Origin of the sequence: Herbaspirillum sp. NPDC101397, assembly GCF_044767325.1 — a bacterium.
Classification (GTDB): Bacteria; Pseudomonadota; Gammaproteobacteria; order Burkholderiales; family Burkholderiaceae_D; genus Herbaspirillum.
This window is the reverse complement of record NZ_JBIWNS010000008.1, coordinates 1-23324: the sequence shown is the minus strand read 5'-3', so window position 1 is coordinate 23324 and position 23324 is coordinate 1. Positions and strand designations below refer to the sequence as shown.

Annotated in this window: 16 protein-coding genes and 1 other RNA gene; 11 read left to right on the top strand and 6 right to left on the bottom strand. The window is 60.6% G+C overall.

Going from position 1 to position 23324, the window contains the following annotated elements:
- Nucleotides 1-44: 44 nt before the first annotated feature.
- The 9 genes from infB (at nt 45) to ACIROW_RS19245 (ending at nt 11659) form a co-directional block, all read left to right on the top strand.
- Nucleotides 45-2909: a translation initiation factor IF-2 gene (gene infB / locus ACIROW_RS19285; RefSeq protein ID WP_402278070.1), complete on the top strand. Its 2865-nt coding sequence runs from the start codon at nt 45-47 to the stop codon at nt 2907-2909.
- A gap of 123 nt (nt 2910-3032) precedes the next feature.
- The gene (gene rbfA, locus ACIROW_RS19280; RefSeq protein ID WP_402278069.1) at nt 3033-3422 is read left to right on the top strand and encodes a 30S ribosome-binding factor RbfA; all 390 of its coding nucleotides are present in this window, start codon (nt 3033-3035) and stop codon (nt 3420-3422) included.
- Between the two features lie 100 nt (nt 3423-3522).
- The gene (truB, locus tag ACIROW_RS19275) at nt 3523-4476 is read left to right on the top strand and encodes a tRNA pseudouridine(55) synthase TruB (protein WP_402278068.1); all 954 of its coding nucleotides are present in this window, start codon (nt 3523-3525) and stop codon (nt 4474-4476) included.
- A gap of 155 nt (nt 4477-4631) precedes the next feature.
- The gene (typA, locus tag ACIROW_RS19270) at nt 4632-6467 is read left to right on the top strand and encodes a translational GTPase TypA (RefSeq protein ID WP_116434894.1); all 1836 of its coding nucleotides are present in this window, start codon (nt 4632-4634) and stop codon (nt 6465-6467) included.
- Between the two features lie 556 nt (nt 6468-7023).
- On the top strand, nt 7024-8031 hold the full coding sequence (gene dusA, locus ACIROW_RS19265) for a tRNA dihydrouridine(20/20a) synthase DusA (protein ID WP_402278067.1): 1008 nt from the start codon (nt 7024-7026) through the stop codon (nt 8029-8031).
- Between the two features lie 97 nt (nt 8032-8128).
- Nucleotides 8129-9241 carry a bifunctional 3,4-dihydroxy-2-butanone-4-phosphate synthase/GTP cyclohydrolase II gene (ribBA, locus tag ACIROW_RS19260; protein ID WP_402278066.1) on the top strand — a complete coding sequence of 371 codons (1113 nt, stop codon included), beginning with the start codon at nt 8129-8131 and terminating at the stop codon, nt 9239-9241.
- Between the two features lie 74 nt (nt 9242-9315).
- A complete protein-coding gene (gene ribH / locus ACIROW_RS19255; protein ID WP_402278065.1) occupies nt 9316-9801 on the top strand; it encodes a 6,7-dimethyl-8-ribityllumazine synthase in 486 nt (161 codons plus the stop codon).
- Nucleotides 9802-9916: 115 nt separating this feature from the next.
- On the top strand, nt 9917-10384 hold the full coding sequence (nusB, locus tag ACIROW_RS19250; RefSeq protein ID WP_402278064.1) for a transcription antitermination factor NusB: 468 nt from the start codon (nt 9917-9919) through the stop codon (nt 10382-10384).
- 96 nt (nt 10385-10480) lie between these two features.
- A complete protein-coding gene (locus tag ACIROW_RS19245) occupies nt 10481-11659 on the top strand; it encodes a pyridoxal phosphate-dependent aminotransferase (RefSeq protein WP_402278063.1) in 1179 nt (392 codons plus the stop codon).
- A 77-nt stretch (nt 11660-11736) separates the two neighbouring features.
- Here ACIROW_RS19245 and ACIROW_RS19240 read toward each other — a convergent pair whose 3' ends face one another.
- The gene (locus ACIROW_RS19240; protein ID WP_402278062.1) at nt 11737-12702 is read right to left on the bottom strand and encodes a transglycosylase SLT domain-containing protein; all 966 of its coding nucleotides are present in this window, start codon (nt 12700-12702) and stop codon (nt 11737-11739) included.
- Between the two features lie 464 nt (nt 12703-13166).
- Here ACIROW_RS19240 and ubiD point away from each other — a divergent pair, with 464 nt between their 5' ends.
- Nucleotides 13167-14651, top strand: coding sequence for a 4-hydroxy-3-polyprenylbenzoate decarboxylase (ubiD, locus tag ACIROW_RS19235; RefSeq protein WP_402278061.1), 1485 nt, complete (start codon nt 13167-13169; stop codon nt 14649-14651).
- Nucleotides 14652-14752: 101 nt separating this feature from the next.
- An RNA gene (ffs, locus tag ACIROW_RS19230) (signal recognition particle sRNA small type) lies at nt 14753-14851 on the top strand.
- Nucleotides 14852-14943: 92 nt separating this feature from the next.
- On the opposite strand, the gene ACIROW_RS19225 is transcribed toward ffs, so the two are convergent.
- The 5 genes from ACIROW_RS19225 to ACIROW_RS19205 are packed head-to-tail and all read right to left on the bottom strand — an operon-like array spanning nt 14944 to nt 22997.
- Nucleotides 14944-16338: a heavy metal sensor histidine kinase gene (locus ACIROW_RS19225; protein ID WP_402278060.1), complete on the bottom strand. Its 1395-nt coding sequence runs from the start codon at nt 16336-16338 to the stop codon at nt 14944-14946.
- Nucleotides 16335-17063, bottom strand: coding sequence for a heavy metal response regulator transcription factor (locus ACIROW_RS19220; protein ID WP_402278059.1), 729 nt, complete (start codon nt 17061-17063; stop codon nt 16335-16337). The genes ACIROW_RS19225 and ACIROW_RS19220 overlap by 4 nt, the downstream gene beginning before the upstream one ends.
- Before the next feature lie 33 nt (nt 17064-17096).
- Nucleotides 17097-20267 carry an efflux RND transporter permease subunit gene (locus ACIROW_RS19215; RefSeq protein WP_402278058.1) on the bottom strand — a complete coding sequence of 1057 codons (3171 nt, stop codon included), beginning with the start codon at nt 20265-20267 and terminating at the stop codon, nt 17097-17099.
- Nucleotides 20264-21451: an efflux RND transporter periplasmic adaptor subunit gene (locus ACIROW_RS19210; RefSeq protein WP_402278057.1), complete on the bottom strand. Its 1188-nt coding sequence runs from the start codon at nt 21449-21451 to the stop codon at nt 20264-20266. Before ACIROW_RS19210 ends, ACIROW_RS19215 begins: the two co-directional genes overlap by 4 nt.
- Nucleotides 21452-21485: 34 nt before the next feature.
- Nucleotides 21486-22997, bottom strand: coding sequence for an efflux transporter outer membrane subunit (locus ACIROW_RS19205; protein ID WP_402278056.1), 1512 nt, complete (start codon nt 22995-22997; stop codon nt 21486-21488).
- Nucleotides 22998-23324: the final 327 nt, after the last annotated feature.

Genomic DNA, 23324 nt, shown 5'->3' with positions numbered 1-23324 from the left:
TCCAGGACCACATCATCGCCGAGCCACATAGAAAAGAGGACTGAATGGCAAGTAACAACGTAGCCCAATTTGCCACCGAGCTGAAAATGCCGGCGGATTTGCTACTGACCCAGCTGCGATCTGCAGGAGTTGAAAAAAGCTCCGAGTCCGATCCTTTGTCAAAAGAAGACAAGGACCGTTTGCTGGAGCATCTGCGCCGCGTGCGCGGAGCAGCTCCGGAAGGCGAGAAGAAGAAAATCACGCTGACCCGCAAGGAAACGACCGAAATCAAACAGGCCGATTCCACGGGCAAGTCACGCACTATCCAGGTGGAAGTGCGCAAGAAGCGCACCTTCATCAAGCGCGATGAACCGACTGCGGACGAAACCGGCAAGCCGGCAACTGTTGCGCCTGAGTCGACTGAAGCCGAGCCAAGCGCGGAAGAAGCGCGTCACCAGGAAGAGCTGATCGCCCGTCAGGAAGCTGAATTGCGCGAGAAGCAGGAACGTTTGGCGCAACTCGAAGCCGAGCGCGCTGCGGAAGCCAAGGCGGCCGAACTGGAAGCGCAGAAGGCTGAGCAGGAAGCCAAGCAGGCGGCTGAAGAAGAAGCTCGTCAAGCTGCTGCAGAAACTGCCGACAAGGCCAAGCCGAGCGCCGGTGCTGCTGCTCCTGTAGCGAAATCGGCAGAAGATGCCGCCGCTGAGGAAAAGAAGCGCGCTGCCGCCGAAGAAGCCAAGAAGAAGGTTGCCCAGGTCGCCAAGGAAGCCTCTGAACGTGCAGCTGCCGCCGACCGCGCCCGCAAGGTCGTGGAAGACGAAGTCGCCCAGATCAAGGCCATGATGAATGCGCCGCGCCGCGTGATCAAGGCTCCCGAGCCTGCGCCGGTCGCTGCCACCAAGACTTCCGAAGGTACGCTGCACAAGCCTGCCGACAAGAAGCCTGGTGAAAAGAAAGACGACAAGAAGGCGCCGGTTGCAGTCGACAAGAAGTCGATCAAGTCGGCCAACGTCTCGTCGACATGGCAGGACGACGCCAAGAAGCGCGGCACCGGCATGAAGACGCGCGGCAACACCGGCACCGGTGGCCGCGATGGCTGGCGTGCAGGTCCGAAGGGCCGCCGCAATTCGCATCACGACGACCACGAAAGCAATTTCCAGGCGCCGACCGAAGCGATCATCAAGGACGTCCACGTCCCTGAAACGATCACTGTCGCCGAGATCGCCCACAAGATGTCCGTCAAGGCTTCCGAAGTCATCAAGCATCTGATGAAGCTCGGCCAGATGGTCACCATCAACCAGGTGCTGGACCAGGAAACCGCCATGATCGTGGTGGAAGAAATGGGCCACCGTGCGCATGCTGCCAAGCAGGATGATCCGGAAGCATTGCTGGAAGAGGGTGTTGAGCATCCTGACGCGGAACTGCTGGCGCGTGCGCCTGTGGTTACCGTCATGGGCCACGTCGACCATGGTAAGACATCGCTGCTGGATTACATCCGACGTGCGAAGGTTGCTTCCGGCGAAGCCGGCGGCATTACCCAGCACATCGGCGCGTACCACGTGGAAACACCGCGCGGCATGATCACCTTCCTCGACACCCCGGGCCACGAAGCGTTTACCGCCATGCGTGCCCGCGGCGCCAAGGCAACCGACATCGTGATTCTGGTGGTTGCCGCCGACGACGGCGTGATGCCGCAAACCAAGGAAGCGATCGCTCACGCGAAGGCCGGCGGCGTGCCGCTGGTCGTGGCGATCAACAAGATCGACAAGCAGGGCGCCAATCTGGACCGCGTCAAGCAGGAACTGATTGCCGAAGGCGTCGTGCCGGAAGAATACGGCGGCGAAGCGCCATTTATCTCCGTGTCCGCGAAGACCGGCGAAGGCATCGATTCGTTACTGGAAAACGTGCTGCTGCAAGCCGAAGTGCTGGAATTGAAAGCCGCCATCAACGTCCCGGCCAAGGGCCTGGTCATTGAAGCCAAGCTCGACAAGGGCCGTGGTCCGGTCGCGACGATCCTGGTGCAGTCCGGCACCCTGAAGCGCGGCGACGTCGTGCTGGCGGGTTCGGCTTACGGCCGCGTCCGTGCGATGCTGGACGAAAGCGGCAAGAGCATCACCGAAGCCGGTCCGTCGATCCCTGTTGAAATTCAGGGCCTGACAGAAGTGCCGAGCGCGGGTGAAGAAGTCGTGGTCATGTCCGACGAACGCAAGGCGCGTGAAATCGGCCTGTTCCGTCAAGGCAAGTTCCGCGACGTCAAGCTGGCCAAGCAGCAGGCGGCGAAGCTGGAAAACATGTTCGACCAGATGGCCGAAGGCGAGGTCAAGAACCTGCCGATGATCATCAAGACCGACGTGCAAGGTTCGCAAGAAGCGCTGGTGCAATCGCTGCAAAAACTGTCCACCGCCGAAGTGCGTGTTCAGGTGGTGCATGCAGCGGTCGGCGGCATTTCCGAAAACGACGTCAACCTCGCGGTGGCATCGAAGGCGGTCATCATCGGCTTCAACACCCGTGCCGACGCGTCTGCCCGCAAGCTGGCCGAAGCCAATGGCGTGGACATCCGCTACTACAACATCATTTACGATGCCGTGGATGAAGTGAAAGCGGCGATGTCGGGCATGCTGTCGCCGGAGAAGCGCGAACAGGCCCTCGGTCTGGTCGAGATTCGCCAGGTGTTCGTGGTCAGCAAGGTCGGCTCGATCGCCGGCTGTTACGTGCTCGAAGGTCTGGTCAAGCGCGGTTCGCAAGTCCGTCTGCTGCGCAACAACGTGGTGCTCTGGACCGGCGAGCTGGATTCGCTCAAGCGCTTCAAGGACGACGTCAAGGAAGTCAAATCGGGCTTCGAGTGCGGTCTGTCGTTGAAGAACTACAACGATATCCAGGAAGGCGATCAGCTGGAAATCTTCGAAGTGCAGGAAGTCGCGCGTACTTTGTAATTCTCTCCGTCGTCACGAGGGCGGGTGTCTGCGCAGCAAACACCCGCCTTGTTTCATTCAACAGCAGCACAGAATTTTTATGCCGTCCCGCTTTGGCGAGCCGGCCGAGGTCAGTAATCCAGCATGGCAAAACACAGCAAATCCATTCCCGGGCGCGGCTTGCGCGTCGCCGACCAGATCCAGCGCGATCTGTCGGAAATCATTGCATTCGAGTTGAAAGACCCGCGTGTGGGGATGGTCACGATCACGGAAGTGCAAGTGACACCGGACTATGCGCATGCCAAGGTTTTCTTTACGACCTTGAAGGACGACAAGCAGGCGATCCAGGATACGGTGACCGGCCTCTCGAAGGCGTCCGGTTTCCTGCGTGGACAATTGGGCCGCCGTTTGACGATCCACACCTTGCCCGAATTGCATTTCGTGCATGACAACTCGACGGCGCGCGGCATTGAAATGTCGCGCCTGATCGACGAGGCCAATGCCACCCGCGCCAAGGATGCCGACGAGAGTTGAGCACGCAGCGGCGTTATTGCGCCGCTTAACCGCACGCCAGTAATCATCGCCGCATCGTTTCAAGACGCATCGATTCAAGAAATTCCCGGACTACACAATCATGGCGCAATCATCGCCCCAACCCTCCCGGCCGCCAAGAGCGCCGCGCGTGCCTGTGCATGGCGTGCTGCTGCTGGACAAACCGGTCGGCTGGTCCAGCAACGATGCCTTGATCAAGGCCAAGCGTTTGCTCAATGCCTTGAAGGCGGGGCATACCGGCACGCTTGATCCGTTCGCGACCGGTTTGCTGCCGTTGTGTTTCGGCGAGGCTACCAAGTTCTCGCAGGATTTGCTGGAAGCCGACAAGACCTATGAAGCCGTGGTCCATTTCGGCATCGTCACCAACACCGGCGACACCGAAGGCGAAGTACTGAGCACCAAGGCAGTCGACGTCACGCCGGAACAGATCGAAGCGGTGCTGGAGAAATTCCGCGGTCCGATCTCCCAGGTGCCACCCATGCATTCCGCGCTCAAGCGCGACGGCAAGCCGCTGTACGAATATGCCCGCGCCGGCATCACGCTGGAGCGCGAGGCGCGCCAGGTGACGATCCATCAGCTGGAACTGCTGTCGTATGAAGCGCCGTTCCTGCGCATCCGCGTGATGTGCAGCAAGGGCACTTACATTCGGGTGCTTGGTGAAGACATCGGCGCGGAGCTCGGTTGCGGCGCGCATTTGAATCAATTGCGGCGTACCGGTGTCGGCGCATTGACGCTGGCGGGCAGCGTAACGCTCGACCAGTTCATTGCGCTGGAAGAGGGCCAACGCACGCAGGCGCTGTTGCCGGTAGACGGATTGCTGACAACGTTTCCGGCGGTAATGTTGACGGACGTGCTGACCCAGCGCTTCCTGCACGGCCAGCGTCTGGCGCTTGGCAAAGAAGGTATTGCATTGCCCGCAGAGTCAGGCCGGGCAAGGGTTTATCAGGAAAGCAGCGGTCGCCTTCTGGGCACCGGACTGATGCAGGAATTCGGCATACTGGCGCCGGAACGGCTGATTTCGACCTTGTCGGAATAGCGCAATTTTTTGCTGTCGCCAGCCTTTGTAATGTGTACAGCAACTCTTTGAAATTATTAGGCTTTTTAAAGTTCGTGCGTCGCAACATGCTATAATGCGCGCCTTTCAGGGCCTCCCTAAGCCCTTCGGATTCGGCAGACCAACTCAATTCAATCATGTCAAACAATAAACGCGCTATTCGTAACATCGCCATCATCGCCCACGTTGACCATGGCAAAACCACCCTCGTCGACCAGCTGCTGCGTCAGTCGGGCACCTTCCGCGACAACCAGCAGGTTGATGCCCGCGTGATGGACTCGAACGATATCGAAAAAGAACGCGGCATCACGATTCTGTCGAAGAACTGCGCCGTGGAATACAAGGGCACCCACATCAACATCGTCGACACCCCGGGCCACGCCGACTTTGGCGGTGAAGTGGAGCGCGTGCTGTCGATGGTCGACAGCGTGCTGTTGCTGGTCGATGCCCAAGAAGGTCCGATGCCGCAGACGCGTTTCGTGACACGTAAAGCACTGGCGCTGGGCCTCAAGCCTATCGTCGTGGTCAACAAGATCGACCGCGAAAACGCCGATCCGCAAAAGGCCGTCAACGCCACGTTCGAACTGTTCGACAAGCTCGGCGCCACCGACGAGCAACTGGATTTCCCTATCATTTACGCATCGGGTTTCAAGGGCTACGCCGGCCTGGAAGACACCGTCCGCGACGGCAACATGGAGCCGCTGTTCGACGCAATCCTGGAACACGTTCCTGCGCGCGAAGATGACCCGGACGGTCCGCTGCAACTGCAAATCACTTCGCTGGAATACTCGTCCTACGTCGGCAAGATCGGCGTTGGCCGTATCCTGCGCGGTCGCGTCAAAGCGCTGCAAGACGTGATCTGGATGAACGGTCCCGACGACAAGCCAACCAAGGCGCGCATCAACCAGGTGCTGACTTTCCGCGGCCTGGATCGCGTGATTGTCGAAGAAGCGCTGGCCGGCGACATCGTCCTGATCAACGGTATCGAAGAAATCAGCATCGGTTCCACCATCTGTGCACCGGACACGCCTGAAGGCTTGCCGATGCTGAAGATCGACGAACCGACCCTGACCATGAACTTCATGGTCAACAACTCGCCACTGGCAGGCCGCGAAGGCAAGTTCGTGACCACCCGTCAGATCCGCGACCGTCTGGACCGCGAGCTGAAAGCCAACATGGCGCTGCGCGTCGTGCAGGCTGAGAACGACGATTCGACCTACGAAGTGTCGGGTCGCGGCGAATTGCACCTGACCATCCTGATCGAAAATATGCGTCGAGAAGGCTACGAACTGGCCGTGTCGCGTCCGCGCGTGGTGTTCAAGATGGTCGATGGCGTGCGCCACGAGCCGTATGAAAACCTGACCGTCGACGTCGAAGAAACCAGCCAGGGCGGCGTGATGGAAGAACTCGGTCGTCGTCGCGGCGATCTGCAAAACATGGAACCGGACGGCAAGGGTCGCGTCCGTCTGGAATACCGTATCCCTGCACGTGGCCTGATCGGCTTCCAGGGCGAATTCATGACGCTGACACGCGGCACCGGCCTGATGAGCCACGTGTTCGATGAATACGCTCCTGTCGACAACAGCAAGGGTGAACTCGGCGGCCGTCGCAACGGCGTGCTGATTTCGCAAGACGACGGCGCTGCCGTTGCCTACGCGATCTGGAAACTGCAAGATCGCGGCCGCATGTTCGTCAGCCACAACGATCCGGTCTACGAAGGCATGATCATCGGCATCCACTCGCGCGACAACGATCTGGTCGTGAACCCGATCAAGGGCAAGCAACTGACCAACGTCCGTTCGTCGGGTACCGACGAAGCCGTTCGCCTGGTGCCGCCAATCGAAATGTCGCTGGAATACGCCGTTGAATTCATCGACGACGACGAACTGGTCGAAGTCACACCGAAGAGCATTCGCCTGCGCAAGCGTTTCCTGAAGGAACACGAGCGCAAGAAGGCATCGCGCGACGCGTAATTGCCGTCGGCGGTGGAGGAATGGCAAGAATGGTAGGAAGGGCAGGAGCAGTAACGCTGTGCTGATATTGGTTTTGTGAATACCTGATATCAGCACAATAAAGCGGACGACTATGATGCGGTGCGATATAGTTACACCTGTCTCCTCCAATTTCCTCCTAAAGAATTGGATTTAAGCCCGCAACCGAAAGGTGAGCGGGTTTTTTTTTACCTGAATCTTTTTACTTGTTTTGCCTCTGGACGCGTGTTTGCGCGGTAGTGGCAAAAGAAGCGTTGCAAAATGGGAACGCCCGCAAACGTTTTCCAGTGCCGGAAAACAGATAAGCACTTAAATTGTGCATTGCGAAATGACGAATGCTGGTTTGTGGTGCAGAATCACCCCCGCAGTATAAAAATCCTATCTCACAGAGGATAGAGGGGACACCAGCCCGCAACGTGCAAACGTTGCGGGCTTTCTATTTGTGGCGCCTCGCGCGTGTTCCGGTCAGATTGCTTATATTGGAGCAGGCGGACGGTAAAGCGCCACCAGTTCATGTTGCTCATTTTGGATAGGTGTTATGTCTTACGGACCAAGAACAATCAGCGTTGCGCCCATGATGGACTGGACCGACCGGCATTGCCGGCTGTTCCATCGCCAGATCACGCGGCACACCTGGCTGTACACCGAAATGGTCACCACCGGCGCCTTGCTGCACGGCGATGTGCCGCGCCACCTCAATTTCAACGACGAAGAACATCCGGTCGCCCTGCAGCTCGGCGGCAGCGAGCCCCACGATCTGGCGCAAAGCGCCAAATTGGGCGAGGAGTGGGGCTATGACGAGATCAACCTGAATTGCGGCTGTCCTTCCGAGCGTGTGCAGAAGGGGGCATTCGGCGCCTGCCTGATGGCGGAGCCGACATTGGTCGCGGATTGCGTCAAGGCAATGCGCGACGCCGTCGACATCGACGTTACCGTCAAGCATCGTATCGGCATCGACGACGTCGAGTCCTACGATTTCGTGCGCGACTTTGTCGGCACGATCGCCGATGCCGGTTGCAAGACCTTCATCGTGCATGCGCGCAACGCCGTCCTGAAAGGCCTGAGCCCCAAGGAAAACCGCGAGATCCCGCCTCTCAAATACGACTACGCCTATCGTCTGAAGAAGGACTTCCCGGCGCTGGAAATCCTGATCAACGGCGGCATCAAGACCGTGGCCGAAATCGACCTCCATCTGCAGCACGTCGACGGCGTCATGCTCGGCCGCGAGGCCTACCACAATCCTTTCCTGATGGCGGGCTTTGACGCGCGCTATTACAGCCAGGTTGACGGCGGCCTGCAGCCCACGCGCAACGACGTCATCGCGGCGATGGTGGAGTATGCGCGCGCGCAGCTGACGGCGCATGGCGACGGCGGCAAGGGCCTGCGCCTGAACAGCATCACGCGTCATATGCTGGGCCTGATGGCAGGGCTGCCGGGGGCGCGCGCCTTCCGCCAGACCCTGTCGGATTCCAAGCGGCTGGCGCTGGGCGATCCGGCGTTGCTGATGGAAGCCTTGTCGCATACGCAACTGGTGACGTTGGAATAAGTCTGCATTCACCCCATCCTTGCCCTCCCAAGCAGGCAATCAGCCAAAAAAACGGCCGCAAATCCTTTAAAATACGGGGCTACTGAAGGAAATCGTTATGCCTATCGCAACAACAGAAGAAATCGTCGCCGAACTGCGCGCCGGACGCATGGTCATCCTGGTCGACGAAGAAGATCGTGAGAATGAAGGCGACCTGGTGCTGGCCACCGATTTCGTCACGCCTGAAGCCATCAACTTCATGGTCAAGCATGCGCGCGGCCTGGTCTGTCTGACGCTGACCGAAGAGCATTGTGACCGTCTTGACCTGTCGATGATGTCGACGCGCAACGGCACCCAGTTCGGCACCAATTTCACCGTCTCGATCGAAGCCGCCGAAGGCGTCACGACCGGCATCTCTGCCGCCGACCGCGCGCGCACCATTCAAGTTGCCGCCGCCAAGGACGCAGTGCCGGCCGACATCGTCCAACCGGGTCATATTTTCCCGCTGCGCGCACAAAAGGGCGGCGTGCTGATGCGCGCCGGCCATACCGAAGCCGGTTGCGACCTGACCCAGATGGCGGGCCTGACGCCGGCCGCCGTGATCTGCGAAATCCTCAAGGACGACGGCACCATGGCGCGCCTGCCGGACCTGCTCGAATTCGCCGAAGAACACAAGCTCAAGATCGGCACCATCGCCGACCTGATCCATTACCGCAGCCAGCACGAAAGCATCATTGAGCGTGTCGCCGAGCGCGAGATGCACACCGTGCACGGCTCGTTCAAGGCCATTGCCTATCGCGACACGCCAAGCGGCGGCGCCCACCTGGCGCTGGTGCATGGCGATATCCGTCCGGGCGAAGAAACATTGGTGCGCGTGCATCAGCCGGTCTCGATTCTCGACCTGCTCGAAACCAAAGCGACGACCCACTCGTGGAACATGGCCTCGGCCATGGCCGCGATCAAGGCGGCGCCGAGCGGCGTCGTGGTGCTGCTCAATTGCGAGGAATCGGCCGACCAGATGTTTGCCCAGTTCGCCGCGCTCAACAACGTGCAGGCGGCCAAGCCGGCCCGCGCCGAGCGCCTCGACCTGCGCACCTACGGCATCGGTGCGCAAATCCTCAAGGATCTCGGCGTGTGCAAGATGCAGCTTCTGGCCAGCCCGCGCAAGATGCCGTCGATGACCGGATTCAACCTCGAAGTTACCGGCTATCGCGCCAAGCCAGACGCCTGACCGACCGTACCGTCCGCAACGCATCGCGGCACCATCACACTCACACAACGCAAGTTTGCGTATAAGGAAAAGCCATGACTATTGGTACTTACGAATCGGATCTGAATGGCGACGGCTTGCGCATCGGCATCGTCCAGGCGCGTTTCAACGAAGACGTCTGCCACGGCTTGCTGGCGTCATGCCTGGCTGAGCTCAAGCATCTCGGCGTACAGGACGAAGACATCCTCCACGTCAGCGTGCCCGGCGCGCTGGAAATTCCGCTGGCCCTGCAAAAGATGGCCGAGACCGATCAGTTCGATGCGCTGATTGCATTGGGTGCGGTTATCCGCGGCGAGACCTATCACTTCGAACTGGTGTCGAACGAATCGGGCGCAGGCATCACGCGCGTCGGCCTCGACGCCGGCATCCCGATCGCCAACGCCGTGCTGACCACCGAGAACGACGAGCAGGCCGAAGCGCGCATGGAAGTCAAAGGCGCCGATGCTGCCCGCGTCGCCGTCGAGATGGCCAACCTGTCGCTGGCGCTGGAAGAACTCGCCACAGTGGCTGAAGAAGAATAAGCAGGCAGGCCGGCCGGTCTTCGCTGCACGTTTTGCAGTGGACGCCGGCGGCGCAATTGATTGCTGATTGCGCGTCTGTTTCGATTTTGCATTGACCCGGTTTCCTCATTTCATCATGACCAATAAAATTCAACACGCCAACCCGAGCAAGAACCGTACGCCGCGCCACCGCGCCCGCGAGTTCGCGCTGCAGGGCCTGTATCAATGGCTGCTCAACAATGAAGACGCCGGCGCGATCGAAGCGCACATCCGCGAAGCGCACGGTTTCGACAAGGCCGACGCCGAGCATTTCGACGTGCTGCTGTACGGCGCGATCAGACAGGCGCCGGAGTTGCGCACCGATCTGGCGCCGCTGATCGACCGCGCCATCACCGAGCTGTCGCCGGTGGAACATGCGGCGCTGCTGATCGGCGCCTTCGAACTGAAAAATAATCTCGAGATTCCGTATCGCGTGGTCATCAACGAAGCCGTTGAACTGACCAAGTCGTTCGGTGGTATCGACGGCCACAAGTACGTCAATGGCGTGCTTGACCGTTTCGCCGCCAAGGCGCGCGAAGTGGAAGTCGGTGCCGGACGCCGCTGATCCGCTCGTCATTGTTCGCGCCGCCGCTGCATTGAAGTTAACGCAGCGCGGCGGTTTTACAGTTCTTCTTGCAGTTCTTCGTTCTCACATCGTTCCATGAGCTTTCACCATCTCGCCTCCCGCCTGCAAAACATCGCGCCGTTCCATGTGATGGAGCTGGCCAAGATGGCCGCTGCCCTGGAGCAACAAGGCAATCACATCATTCACATGGGCATCGGCGAGCCCGACTTCACCGCCGCGCCCGCCGTTGTTGCCGCCGCGACACAGGCGATGGCCGACGGCAAGATGCAATACACTTCGGCAACAGGTTTGCCGGCGTTACGAGATGCGATCTCAGCGCATTATCAGCGCGTGTACGGGTTGGACATCGCGCCGTCGCGAATTATCGTCACAGCGGGCGCCTCAGCGGCCCTGTTGCTTGCCTGTGCGGCGTTGGTGGAGAAGGGCGCAGAGGTTTTGATGCCCGATCCCTCTTATCCGTGCAACCGCCATTTCGTCGCCGCCTTCGAAGGCCGGGCAAAATTGATCGAAAGCGGACCGGAACATCGCTTCCAGTTGTCTGCCGGCATGGTGCAGGAACATTGGTCGGCGGCAACCAAAGGCGTATTGCTGGCGTCGCCGTCGAATCCGACCGGCACCTCGATCCTGCCCGATGAGTTGAAGAAGATCGTCGACGTCGTGCGCGAGAAAAAAGGTTTCACCATTGTCGATGAAATCTACCAGGGCCTGTCGTACGAAGGCGCGCAGTTCTCGGCGCTGTCGCTCGGCGAAGACGTCATCGTCATCAACAGCTTTTCCAAATACTTCAACATGACCGGCTGGCGTCTCGGCTGGCTGGTGCTGCCCGAAAGCCTGGTGCCGCAAGTCGAGAAGCTGGCGCAGAATTTGTTCATCTGCGCCTCGTCGATTGCGCAGCATGCCGGTATCGCCTGTTTTGCGCCGGAGTCGATCGCGCTGTACGAAGACCGCAAGGCCGAATTCAAACGTCGCCGCGATTACATCGTGCCGCAACTCGAACGTCTCGGCTTCAAGGTGCCGGTGATGCCGGACGGCGCGTTCTATGTTTACGCCGATTGCAGCGCGCTTAGCGACGACGCCGATGCATTTACCATCGACATGCTCAACAAGGCCGGCGTGGTGCTGGTGCCGGGACTCGACTTCGGTCCGGCGACGGCGCATCGTTATATCCGCTTGTCATACGCGACGTCGATGGAGAATTTGCAGGAAGCGGTACGGCGCCTGGAGAAATATCTGGCGGAGCGCAAGGCGGCGTAATTCGTTGAGAATTTCGTTTGAGTAGAAAATAAAAAAGGAGCCGCTTGGCTCCTTTTTTATTGGCGTTGCTGAAGTAATTACAGCGCGGCGATTTCTTCGGTCACGTTCGTGCCTTGCTTCTTCGGTGCTGCCGAAGCCATGTCGCCGACAGCGGTCGGCTTGGCTTGCACCGGCGCCGCTGGTGCGGCAGGACGAGGAGCCGGCTTGATCAGCGCGGTGGTGAAGATCGAGATGTTCTTGCCGACCGCGACTTCCTTCAGGTTCTGATATTCGGACAGGACCTTGAGGCCGTAGCCGCCGTCGTTGTCCATTTCAGCTGCGCCGACGTAGCTCTTCAGGCCGGCTTCCACCGAACCGCCGCGTGTCACGTATTCTTTCAGGATCAGCGAACCGACCTTGATGTTGGCCACCGGATTGAGAGCTGCCTTGACGCCGCCCAGTTCCTGGAACTTGTCGTGATGGACCTTGGACATGACCTGCATCAGGCCTTGTGCGCCCATCGGGCTTTCCGCGAACGGATTGAAGCGTGACTCGATTGCCATCACCGCCAGGATCAGCAGCGGATCAAGCTTGATGTCGCGTGCTGTCAGATACGCAGCCGAGACCAGCATGTCAGTGGCATCGCCGGCAACGCGATAACGCTTGGACAGCCAGTTTGTCACCAGCTTCTGCTGACGCGGCGTGCCAAGAATCTTGCGCTCTTCATCGCTGAGCGGGATGGCGGCGGCTGCCGGTGCAGCGGCGGCAGTCAATGCCGGCGCCGGCGTATCCATCAGGTTGGTCAGTGGCGGCGCTTCTGGCGCTGCCTCTTCAACCTGGCCGTCCGAGAAGGGTGACAGAGCGATGATTTTGTCGGCGAAATCCGGGTTGAAGAACATCATGCCCAGAACGAACAGTGCAGCGATGCCGACCAGAGTCAGGGCATAGTGCGCTGCGGTAAAAAAGCGACCGATGCGGCTTGGAATGGACTTCGCCCATTGCGCCGACTGATCAACCATATCCGAGGCGGCGCTTAACGGCGCCTCTATGGGTTGGTTTAACATTGAACCTCCTGAATGTTGCAAATTACATAGGGCAAAACCGGCCAAGAGTGAAAAACCGGATTACTGACTACATGCATCACAATCAAAAAACTGCCGTCGCAAGGCGTTACGGCAAGCTTGGGGGTTGTTTGCGGTTACTGCAGGGCCGTCGGCTCCTGTGCAGTGCAATACAACCAAGTTCGGGGGAGAAGGCTGACGCCTTTTGACAACACTCCTTAAAAATGTCAGTGGGACCCCGTTCCCGTGAAACCTTGTGAGCTGATTCGGGTTCCTGACCCGGCTCCTTTAATCAAGGTGGCCGAATTGTAGAAGCCACTTTATATCAAGTCAATACTAATAAACCGATTTAATATAACTTTTAAGTCTGATTTTTGGAGGGGTATACCGCCAAAAATCAATAGAATCAACCGTTTGCCCGGTCTATCTCACCTAAGGGCTGTGTTACAGAAATCCAGCGAAAAAAAATGAAATATACAGATTTACGCGATTTTATTTCGCAATTGCAACTTTCCGGCGAATTAAAACGTATCTCCACGCCGGTGTCTCCCTACCTCGAAATCACCGAAATCTGCGATCGCACCTTGCGAGCCTCAGGTCCGGCGCTGATTTTCGACAAGGTCGAAGGCAAAAATATCCCGGTCCTGGCGAATCTTTTCGGCACGCCGCGCCGTGTGGCGCTGGGCATGGGCGCGGAAGATGTCAGCGAATTAAGACGCATCGGCCATTTGTTGGCGAAGCTGAAAGAGCCCGAGCCGCCGAAAGGTTTCAAGGACATCATGGGTCTCGGCACGCTGGTCAAGTCGCTGTGGGACATGGCGCCCAAGGAGCACAGTTCGGCGCCGTGCCAGGACATTGTCTGGGAAGGTAACGACGTCGACCTTGACCGCCTGCCGATCCAGCATTGCTGGCCGGGCGATGTCGCCCCTCTTATTACATGGGGCCTGGTGATCACCAAAGGTCCCAACAAGAAGCGCCAGAATCTCGGCATCTATCGCCAGCAGGTCCTCGGCCGCAACAAGGTCATCATGCGCTGGCTGGCGCATCGCGGCGGCGCACTCGACTTTCGCGAACACTGCATCGCCAATCCAGGCAAGCCGTATCCGATCGCCGTCGCACTGGGCGCCGATCCCGCTACTATATTAGGAGCAGTCACGCCGGTGCCGGACAGCCTGTCCGAATACCAGTTCGCCGGCCTGCTTCGCGGCAGCCGCACCGAGCTGGTCAAGGCCATCGGCAGCGAGCTGCGCGTGCCGGCTTCGGCCGAAATCGTGCTGGAAGGGCATATCTATCCCGATGAATCGCATCCCTCCGGCTACGAGCATGCGCTTGAGGGGCCGTATGGCGACCATACCGGTTACTACAATGAGCAGGACTGGTTTCCGGTCTTCACCATCGACCGCATCACCATGCGCCGCGATCCCATCTACCACTCCACTTACACCGGCAAGCCGCCCGACGAACCGGCCGTGCTGGGTGTCGCGCTCAACGAAGTGTTCATCCCGCTGCTGCAAAAGCAGTTCAGCGAAATCACCGACTTCTACCTGCCGCCGGAAGGCTGCAGCTACCGCATGGCGGTGGTGCAGATGAAGAAGTCCTACGCCGGCCACGCCAAGCGCGTGATGTTCGGGGTGTGGAGTTTCCTGCGCCAGTTCATGTATACCAAGTTCATCGTGGTGGTCGATGAAGACGTCGACATCCGCGACTGGAAGGAAGTGATCTGGGCCATCACCACCCGCGTCGATCCGGTGCGCGACACCGTGATGGTGGACAACACGCCGATCGATTACCTCGACTTCGCCTCGCCGGTCAGCGGCCTCGGCAGCAAGATGGGCATCGACGCCACCAACAAATGGCCCGGTGAAACCAATCGCGAATGGGGTACCACGATCAGCATGACGGATGCGGTCAAGAAGCGCGTGGACAGCATCTGGGACGAGCTGGGGATTTAATGCAGATGAGTTGCGGCGTATGTATTGGCGTGCGCCGCAATTTATGCCGTCAGAGCGAACAGCGCTCGCACCTGCTGCGCAGATGAGGTACAATTCCTGCCGGCGGGCCCCTGCGCATTGTGGCATGGTCAACCTGGTCAGGTCGGGAACGAAGCAGCCACAGCCATTTCCTGCAAGTGCCGCAGACAAGGCTCGCCTCTTCCTTCTCAGGAAGCATTCAATACAAGTCGCCGACGACGCAGTGCATTCCGTCGCCGACACTCCTGTTTCAAATCCCGGATTTGTAAATTAATTAAGCCGCTTTGCCGCCGACGGTAAATCCTATCGTGGTCTTGCCGCCTCTGCTGTTGGCGAACGCGGTGCCGCCGTGCATCAGCGCAATCGCCTTGACGATCGCCAGGCCGAGGCCGTGGCCGTGCACGCCGTCGAAGTCGCGACGCGCGCTGTCGACGCGGTAGAAGCGGTCGAACAGGCGTGGCAAATGGCGCTGCTCGATCGGTTCACCCGGATTGGAAACGGCGACCTGCACGCGCTGTTGCACATCCTGCTGCTGCGCATCGATCGACACCGTGATGCGGGCGCCGGCCGGCGAATGCTGGATGGCGTTTTGCAGCAGATTGGTCAGCGCGCGACGGAACAGCGCAGTCTCGATCATCGACTTCGCATCCACGTCGCCGACCACTTCCACGCTCATCTGCATCTCGTCGAGCACGAACTCGAAGAACTCGATGGTCTTTTGCACCTCGTCGGCGATCGCCGTGTAGACCAGGCTGGTGGCGGCTTCGCCTTGATCGCAGCGGGCCAGGAACAGCATGTCGTTGATGATCGAACGCAGTCGGTCCAGTTCTTCCAGGTTCGACTGCAGCACGATCTCGAACTCCGGCGCGCTGCGTTCGCGCGACAAGGCCACCTGGGTTTCGCCGATCAGGTTGGCCAGCGGCGTGCGCAACTCGTGCGCGACGTCGGCGTTGAAGGCTTCCAATTGCTTGTAGGCGTTTTCCATGCGGTCCAGCGCGCCGTTGAAAGCCTGCGCCAGATCCGACAATTCATCCGGCAGCGCCGAGACGGTGAGGCGTTCCGACAGGGTTTGCGGACTGAGGGTTTGCGCCTTGTCCGACATCCTCTTGAGCGGTTGAAGACCGGCGCGCGCAATCCAGTAGCCGAACAGGATCACCAGAAAAATCCCCGCCAGCGACAGGCCGATCATGGCCGCGACAAAAGTACGCAGCGTCTCGAAATACGGTTCGGTGTCGACGCCGATGGTCAGGCGGATGGCGGGGCGGTCGAGATAAGCCGGCAACACCTTGGTCAGCGTGTGCATCGGGAATTCCTTGCCCTTGATGCGCAGGCGGCCGATGTTGTTGGGGTCGTAATCGAAGTCGTGCAGCTCGGCCAGGTCCTTGCCGTAGCTGAATTGCGGATCGTCACTGAATACCCAGAAGCGCACCTTGCCGTCGGCCGGCGTGAGCGTGTCCAGCTTGGCCTGCACGCGCGCCCAGCGCTCCACCGTGCCGATGCGCGAGACCATGTACTCGATGTCGTTGAAGGTCGTCACCAGGCCGTCGCGCTCATGGCGCAACAACTCGTTCTTGACCACGGCGTACAGCACGCCGCCGATCAGCGAAAAAATGACCAGCGCGGCGGCCGCGAACATCATGACCAGCCGCGCGATGATGGAATGCCTCATCCGTCTTCCCCGTCACGTTCATCATGTTCGTCGTGTTCCGGCAGCGCAGCTTCCGCAGCGCGCGGCTCCAGCACATAGCCCATGCCGCGTATCGTATGCAGCAGTTTCTGGTCGAAGGGCGCGTCGATCTTGGCGCGCAGGCGCTTGATCGCAACTTCGACGACGTTGGTGTTGCTGTCGAAATTCATGTCCCACACCAGTTCGGCAATCGCCGTCTTGGACAGGATCTCGCCCTGACGCCGCGCCATGATCGCCAGCAATGCGAACTCCTTCGCGGTCAGGTCGATACGCGTGTTGTTGCGGTAAGCCTTGCGGCTCAGCAGGTCGATTTGCAGGTCGCCGATACGCAGCTGCGCCGGCTCCTGCGATCGTCCGCGGCGCGTCAGCGCCTGCAGGCGCGCCAGCAGTTCGAGGAAGGAAAACGGCTTGATCAGGTAATCGTCGGCGCCATCGTGCAAGCCCTTGATGCGGTCTTCCACGCGATCGCGCGCGGTCAACATGATCACCGGCGTCTGCTTGACGGTGCGCAGCGAACGCAGCACCGAGAAACCGTCCAGCCCCGGCAGCATGACGTCCAGCACGATCACATCGTAATCATGTTGAATCGCCAGATGCTGGCCGTCGATGCCGTTGGCGGCCAGATCCACGGTGCAGCCCTGCTCGGTCAATCCCTTGCAGAGGTACTCCGCCATCTTGTGCTCGTCTTCGACGATCAGAATTTTCATTCCTGCTCCAAATACCGCGTTCATTGACATCAACTAGTGCGATTCTATTACAGGAGCGGCACCGCCTTTGCGTGCTGCCTTACGCGCTGCGCGTGCTTCCTTCTTGTTCATGTACCAGTAATGCGCGCGATCCAGGTAGAGATACACCACCGGCGTCGTGAACAGCGTCAGCGCCTGCGACAGCACCAGGCCGCCGACCATCGCATAGCCGAGCGGACGGCGCAGCTCGGAACCGGCGCCATGGCCCAACATCAGCGGCAGGCCCGACAGCAGCGCGCACATGGTGGTCATCATGATCGGCCGGAAGCGCAGCAAACACGCCTGATAAATCGCCTCTTCCGGTTTCATGCCCTTTTGCCGTTCGGCGGTCAGCGCAAAGTCGATCATCATGATGCCGTTCTTCTTGACGATGCCGATCAGCAGGATGATGCCGATCAGCGCAATCACGCTGAGGTCGTAGCCGCCCGCCATCAGGATCAGCAGCGCCCCCACGCCGGCCGACGGCAGCGTCGACAGGATGGTCAGCGGATGGATGTAGCTCTCATACAGCAGGCCCAGCACGATGTACACCGCGATCAACGCCGCCGCAATCAGGTACGGCTGCGACGACAGCGAATCGCCGAAGGCCTTGGCGGTACCCTGGAACGCACCCGACAACGTGGTCGGCACGCCCATCTCGGCCTGCGCCTGGTTGATGGCGTCGACCGCTTCGCCCAGCGCCACGCCGTGCGCCAGGTTGAACGAAATCGTCACCGCCGGGAACTGGCTCTGGTGGCTGATCGAAAGATACGCGGTCTTGGTCGTATCGACCTTGATGAAAGTCGACAGCGGCACTTGCTGGCCGGTGAGCGGCGAAGTCAGGTAGAGCTTGTTGAACAGCGCCGGATCCTTTTGCAGCTCCGGCGTCACTTCCAGGATCACGCGATAACTGTTCACCTGCGTGAAGTACTGTGCGACCTGGCGCTGGCCGATGGCGTCATAGATCGTGGCGTCGATCAGCGCCGGCGAAATGCCGAAGCTCGATGCGCGTGCACGGTCAATCGTGATGGTCGCGGTCGCCGCCGAGTTTTGCTGATCTGAAGCGACGTCGGTGAGCTCCTTCAGCCGGCGCAAGCGATCCACCAGCTTCGGCGCCCACACGTTGAGCTCGTCCAGGTTGGAGTCGGTCAGCGTGTATTGATATTGCGTACGCGACAGACGGCCGCCGACGTTGATGTCCTGGCTGGCCTGCATGAACAGGTTGACGCCCTGGATCTTGGCCACTTGCGGACGCAGGCGCGTGATGATCTCGCTGGCGTCCAGCGTGCGGCCTTCGCTCTTCGGTTTCAGTGCAATGAAGAAGTTGCCGGTGTTGAAGGTGGTCGAACCCGCGCTCATCGCGAAGCCGGTCACGTCCGGATCCTTGCGCACCACGTCAGCCACCTGCAGCAGGCGGCGATGCATGGCGGTCGAGGAAATATCCTGCGCCGATTCGGCAAAGCCGGCGATCACGCCGTTGTCCTGTTGCGGGAAGAAGCCCTTCGGAATGAAGATGAACAGCACCACGGTCACCGCAACGGTGGCAAGGAAGCTCATCAGCGTGATGAACTGGTGGCGCAGCACCAGATCGAGACCGCGCTTGTAGCCGTTCAGCAGGGCATCGAAGAAGCGCTCGAACAATTGATACATCTTGCCGTGCTTTTCAGCATGGGTGTTCTTCAGGAAGCGCGAGCACAGCATCGGCGTGAGCGTCAGCGAAATGATCACCGACACGCCGATGGTCAGCGTCACTGTCACGGCGAACTCGCGGAACAGGCGGCCGACGATGCCGCCCATCAGCAACAGCGGGATGAACACCGCCACCAGCGACACCGAAATCGAGATGATCGTGAAGCCGATTTCACCGGCGCCTTTGAGCGCCGCCTCCATCGGATCCATGCCTTCTTCGACGTAGCGGTAAATGTTTTCCAGCATCACGATTGCATCGTCGACCACGAAGCCGACCGCAATCGTCAACGCCATCAGCGACAGGTTGTCGAGGCTGTAGCCGACCAGGTACATCACGGCGGCGGTGCCCATGATCGCCAGCGGCACGGTGATGCTCGGGATCAGCGTCGCCGCGACGTTGCGCAGGAACACGAAGATCACCATCACCACCAGCGCAATCGTCAGGACCAGCGTGAACTCGACATCTTCCACCGAGGCGCGGATGGTCTGGGTGCGGTCGATCAGCGTATTGACGTGCACGCTGGCGGGGATCGCTGCGCGCAGGCGCGGCATCGCGGCCTTGATGCGGTCGACCGTTTCAATCACGTTGGCGCCCGGCTGCTTGGTGATCGCCAGCACGATGGAGCGGCCATTGGTCAGCGTCGTGTCGGTCTCTGCGGCAGCGCCGGAGAATGCCCACGCGGCGATCTTCATGTTTTCAGGCGCATCGATCGCCACGCCGATGTCGCGCACGCGTATCGGTGCGCCGGCGCGGTAAGCCAGCACCATGTCGTTCCATGGATCGGCGCTCAGCAACTGGTCGTTGGTATAGACGGTGAAGCTCTGATGCGTGCCGTCGACCGTGCCCTTGGGCTGGTTCACGGTGGTGGTGGCGATCACGCCGCGGATGTCTTCCAGGCTCAGGTTCAGCGTTGCGAGCTTGGCGGGATCAACCTGGATACGCACGGCCGGTTTCTGCGCGCCGTTGACGTTGACCAGGCCGACGCCGGAGATCTGCGAGATCTGCTGCGCCAGGATGTTGTCGGCGAAGTCGCTGACCTGCGTCAGCGGCAGCGCGTCCGATTGCACCGACATGATCATGATCGGCGAATCGGCCGGATTGACCTTGCGGAAGGTCGGCGGATTCGGCAGATTGGCCGGCAACTGGCCGGTCGACGCATTGATCGCCGCCTGCACGTCGAGCGCGGCGGCGTCGATGTTGCGGTTGAGATCGAACTGCAAGGTGATCTGGGTGCTGCCCAGCGCACTTTGCGAGGTCATTTGCGACAGGCCGGCAATCAGTGAGAACTGGCGTTCCAGCGGTTGCGCGACGTTGGACGCCATGGTTTCAGGACTGCCGCCGGGCAAACTTGCGGAGACTTGAATCGTCGGGAAGTCGACCTGCGGCAGCGGCGCGACCGGCAGCAGCGGCCAGACCGCGACACCGACGAGCAGGATCGCCAGCGCCAGCAACGTGGTGCCGATGGGACGCTTGATGAAGGTAGCGGACACACTCACTTTGCGGATCCTTTCGCAGCAGCGCCGTTGGCGGCAGCTTTGTTCTCAATGATGCGGCTGCCCGGCTTGAGCTTGTACTGACCGTCCAGCACCACGCGTTGAGAGACTTCCAGGCCCTGGCTCAGCACCGCGATGCTGTCCTGGATACGCGTGACCTTGACCGGCTGGATCGCCACTGTTTCGTCGGCCTTGACGATGTACACGTAAGTGCCTTGCTGGTTGCGCTGGATCGCAGCGGCCGGCAGGGTCAGCGCCGGCGCGTGATCATCCATCTGCAGGTTGATGTTGACGTACTGTCCCGGCCACAGCGTGTGCTGCTGGTTGGTGAAGCGCGCCTTGAGCTGCACGGTGCCGCTGGTGGTGTCGATCTGGTTGTTGAGCAGGATCAGCGTGCCGGTCGCCAGCGGTTCGTTGCTGGTGCGCGCGTAGGCAGTGACCTTCAGCGGCTTGTGACTGGCCAGCTGGGCGCGGTTGATGGCCGGCACGGCTTCTTCCGGCAAGGTGAATTGCACGGTGATCGGATCGATCTGGTTGATGATCACCAGGCCGTTGGCGTCGGAGGCGTGGACGATATTGCCCGGATCGACCAGACGTGCGCCGACGCGGCCGCTGATCGGCGCGTTGATCGTGGTGTAGCCGAGCTGGACCTTGGCGTAACTGATCTGCGCTTCATCGGTTTTGACGGCGGCTTCAAGCTGCGCCACCAGGGCCTTTTGCGTATCCAGTTGCTGTTGCGTGGCGGCGTCCTGCTGACGCAGCGTGGTGTAGCGCTGCAAGTCGATTTTTGCGTTCGTCAGCTGGGCCTGGTCACGCGCCTGTTGCGCCTGCACCTGCGCAAGTTGCGCCTGCAGCGCGCGCGGATCGATCTGCGCCAGCATCTGGCCGGCCTTGACGTCCTGGCCTTCGGTGAAGCCGACCTTGTCGAGCTGGCCGTCGATGCGCACCTTGACGACGACGCTGGCATTGGCGGTCACGGTGCCGACGCCCGACAGGTACAGCGGGATGTCGCGCTCCTGCACTTGCACGGTGGTGACGGAAATCGACGGCGCCTGCTGCGCCTGTTCCTTGGGCGCCGCGACTGCATCGGCGCGATGGAACAACGACCAGGCGCCGCCGCCGAGGGCGACCAGAACGGCAGCGGAAATCAACAGGGTGGAACGTTTGGGTGTCAAAGAAGTAGTCATGCTTTCACTCGCGAAATTGTTTTTATTGGCCGGCTTATTTGTTGGCGCTGTTGGATGTCGTGGATGCAGCCGAAGTGCTCACCTTGTCGATGTCGGCTACGGTCCAGCCGCCGCCGGTCGCCTTGATCAGCGCGACGCTGGCCACCAGCTGGCGACCCAGCAGGGTGACGGCGGTGCGCTGGTTGGTCAGCGAAGTCGCCTGCGTCGTCACGACCGCGATGTAGGTGGTGGTGCCGGCCTGGTACTGGCTCAGCGCCAGTCGTTCGGACAATTGCGCCGCCTTCACCGCCTGATCCTGCACCTGGCTTTCCTGATCCAGCACGCGCAGTGTCGACAGGTTGTCTTCGACTTCCTGCAAGCCGCCCAGCACGGTTTGTTTGTAGGTGGCGACGGCGCCGTCGAACGCGGCAGTGGCCTGGTCGTTGCGCGCGCTGCGCGCGCCGCCGTCGAACAGCACCACCGCCAGCGTGGCGCCGAGCGACCACACGCGGCTAGGCGTATCGAACAACTGGGAGAACGATGCGCCGCTGTAACCGCCGGACGCGCCCAAGGTCAGCGCCGGGAAGTACGCCGCGCGCGCCACGCCGATGTTGGCGTTGGCGGCTGCGGCCAGACGCTCGGCGTTGGCGATGTCGGGGCGACGCTCCAGCAGATCGGACGGCAGTCCGGTCGGCGTGGCCGGCATGCTGGCTTGCAACGCCGCGGCATCGGTCGTCAGCGGCGCCAGCGAAAATGCCGCCGGTGCCTTGCCGAGCAAAATGGCGATGGCGTGTTCAAGCTGGTTGCGGGTGGCGTCGAGGTCGATCAGCTGCGCCTGTGCCGCGCGCAATTGCGTTTCCGCCAGCGCCACGTCGGAGCGCAATGCCACGCCCGCGTCATATTGATGCCGGGTCAGCTGGAACGAGCGCGTATAGGCCGCCACGGTGCGTGCGTACAAATCTTTTTGCAGGTCGGTCACGCGCAGTTGCAGGTAGTTCTGCGCCAGCGTCGCCTGAATGCTCAGACGCGCCGCGCCGAGGCTGGCTGCGCTGGCCTGGCTGGCGGCGTCGCCGTTTTCCACAGAGCGCCGCACGCGGCCCCAGATGTCTGCTTCCCACGAGGCGTTGAGACCGACAGCGTAGGTATCGGTCAGCCGGCTGCCTGCGGTCGGGCTATTGGTTTGCGCCCGCGTAGGTCCGGCCGAGGCGCCGATGGTGGGCCACAGGCTGGCGCGCGCGATGGCGGCGGTGGCCTGAGCCTGACGGTATTGCGCTTCGGCAAGACGGATGTTCTGGTTGGCCTGGTTGGCTTGTTCGATCAGGTCATTGAGCACCGGGTCGCGATACGCCTCCCACCAGCGCTGGTTGCTGTCGATCTGACCGGGCTCGGCTTTCTTCCAGGGGCCTTGTTCCTTGTAGGCCGTGGGCAGGTCGAGTTGCGGGCGGACGTAGTCAGGCCCGACCGCGCAGCCGCCGAGCAGCAGGGCGGTCGCGATGGCGGCGGCGGACAACAAGGGAGCCGGCTGGAATGCGGTGGAGCGGGGTGGCGATTTGGTGGTCGCTGTCATGGGTGGGTTTGGCGGCATGGTGGACGGCATTGCATTGAGCGGGCGATCAAATGGACATGTTGACGGGTGGAAATTGCGGACGACCGTCGACACCTTTTTATACGGTGTTCACTTTATAGAGGGACGGTCGACCGGAGGCTGACGGAAATATGACATTTCTGTCAGTTTCGGATTTGGGTGTGTTTGATTGCTTGTTTGCGTTGCTGATGCTGTTCTTTCTTCGGTCGACCGTGGTTGCCGGGGGCGGCCCGGCAGCCGCTCACTTTCTTTGCTTCGCCAAAGAAAGTAAGCAAAGAAAGGCGACCGCGATTCGCCGCCCCGCTGCGC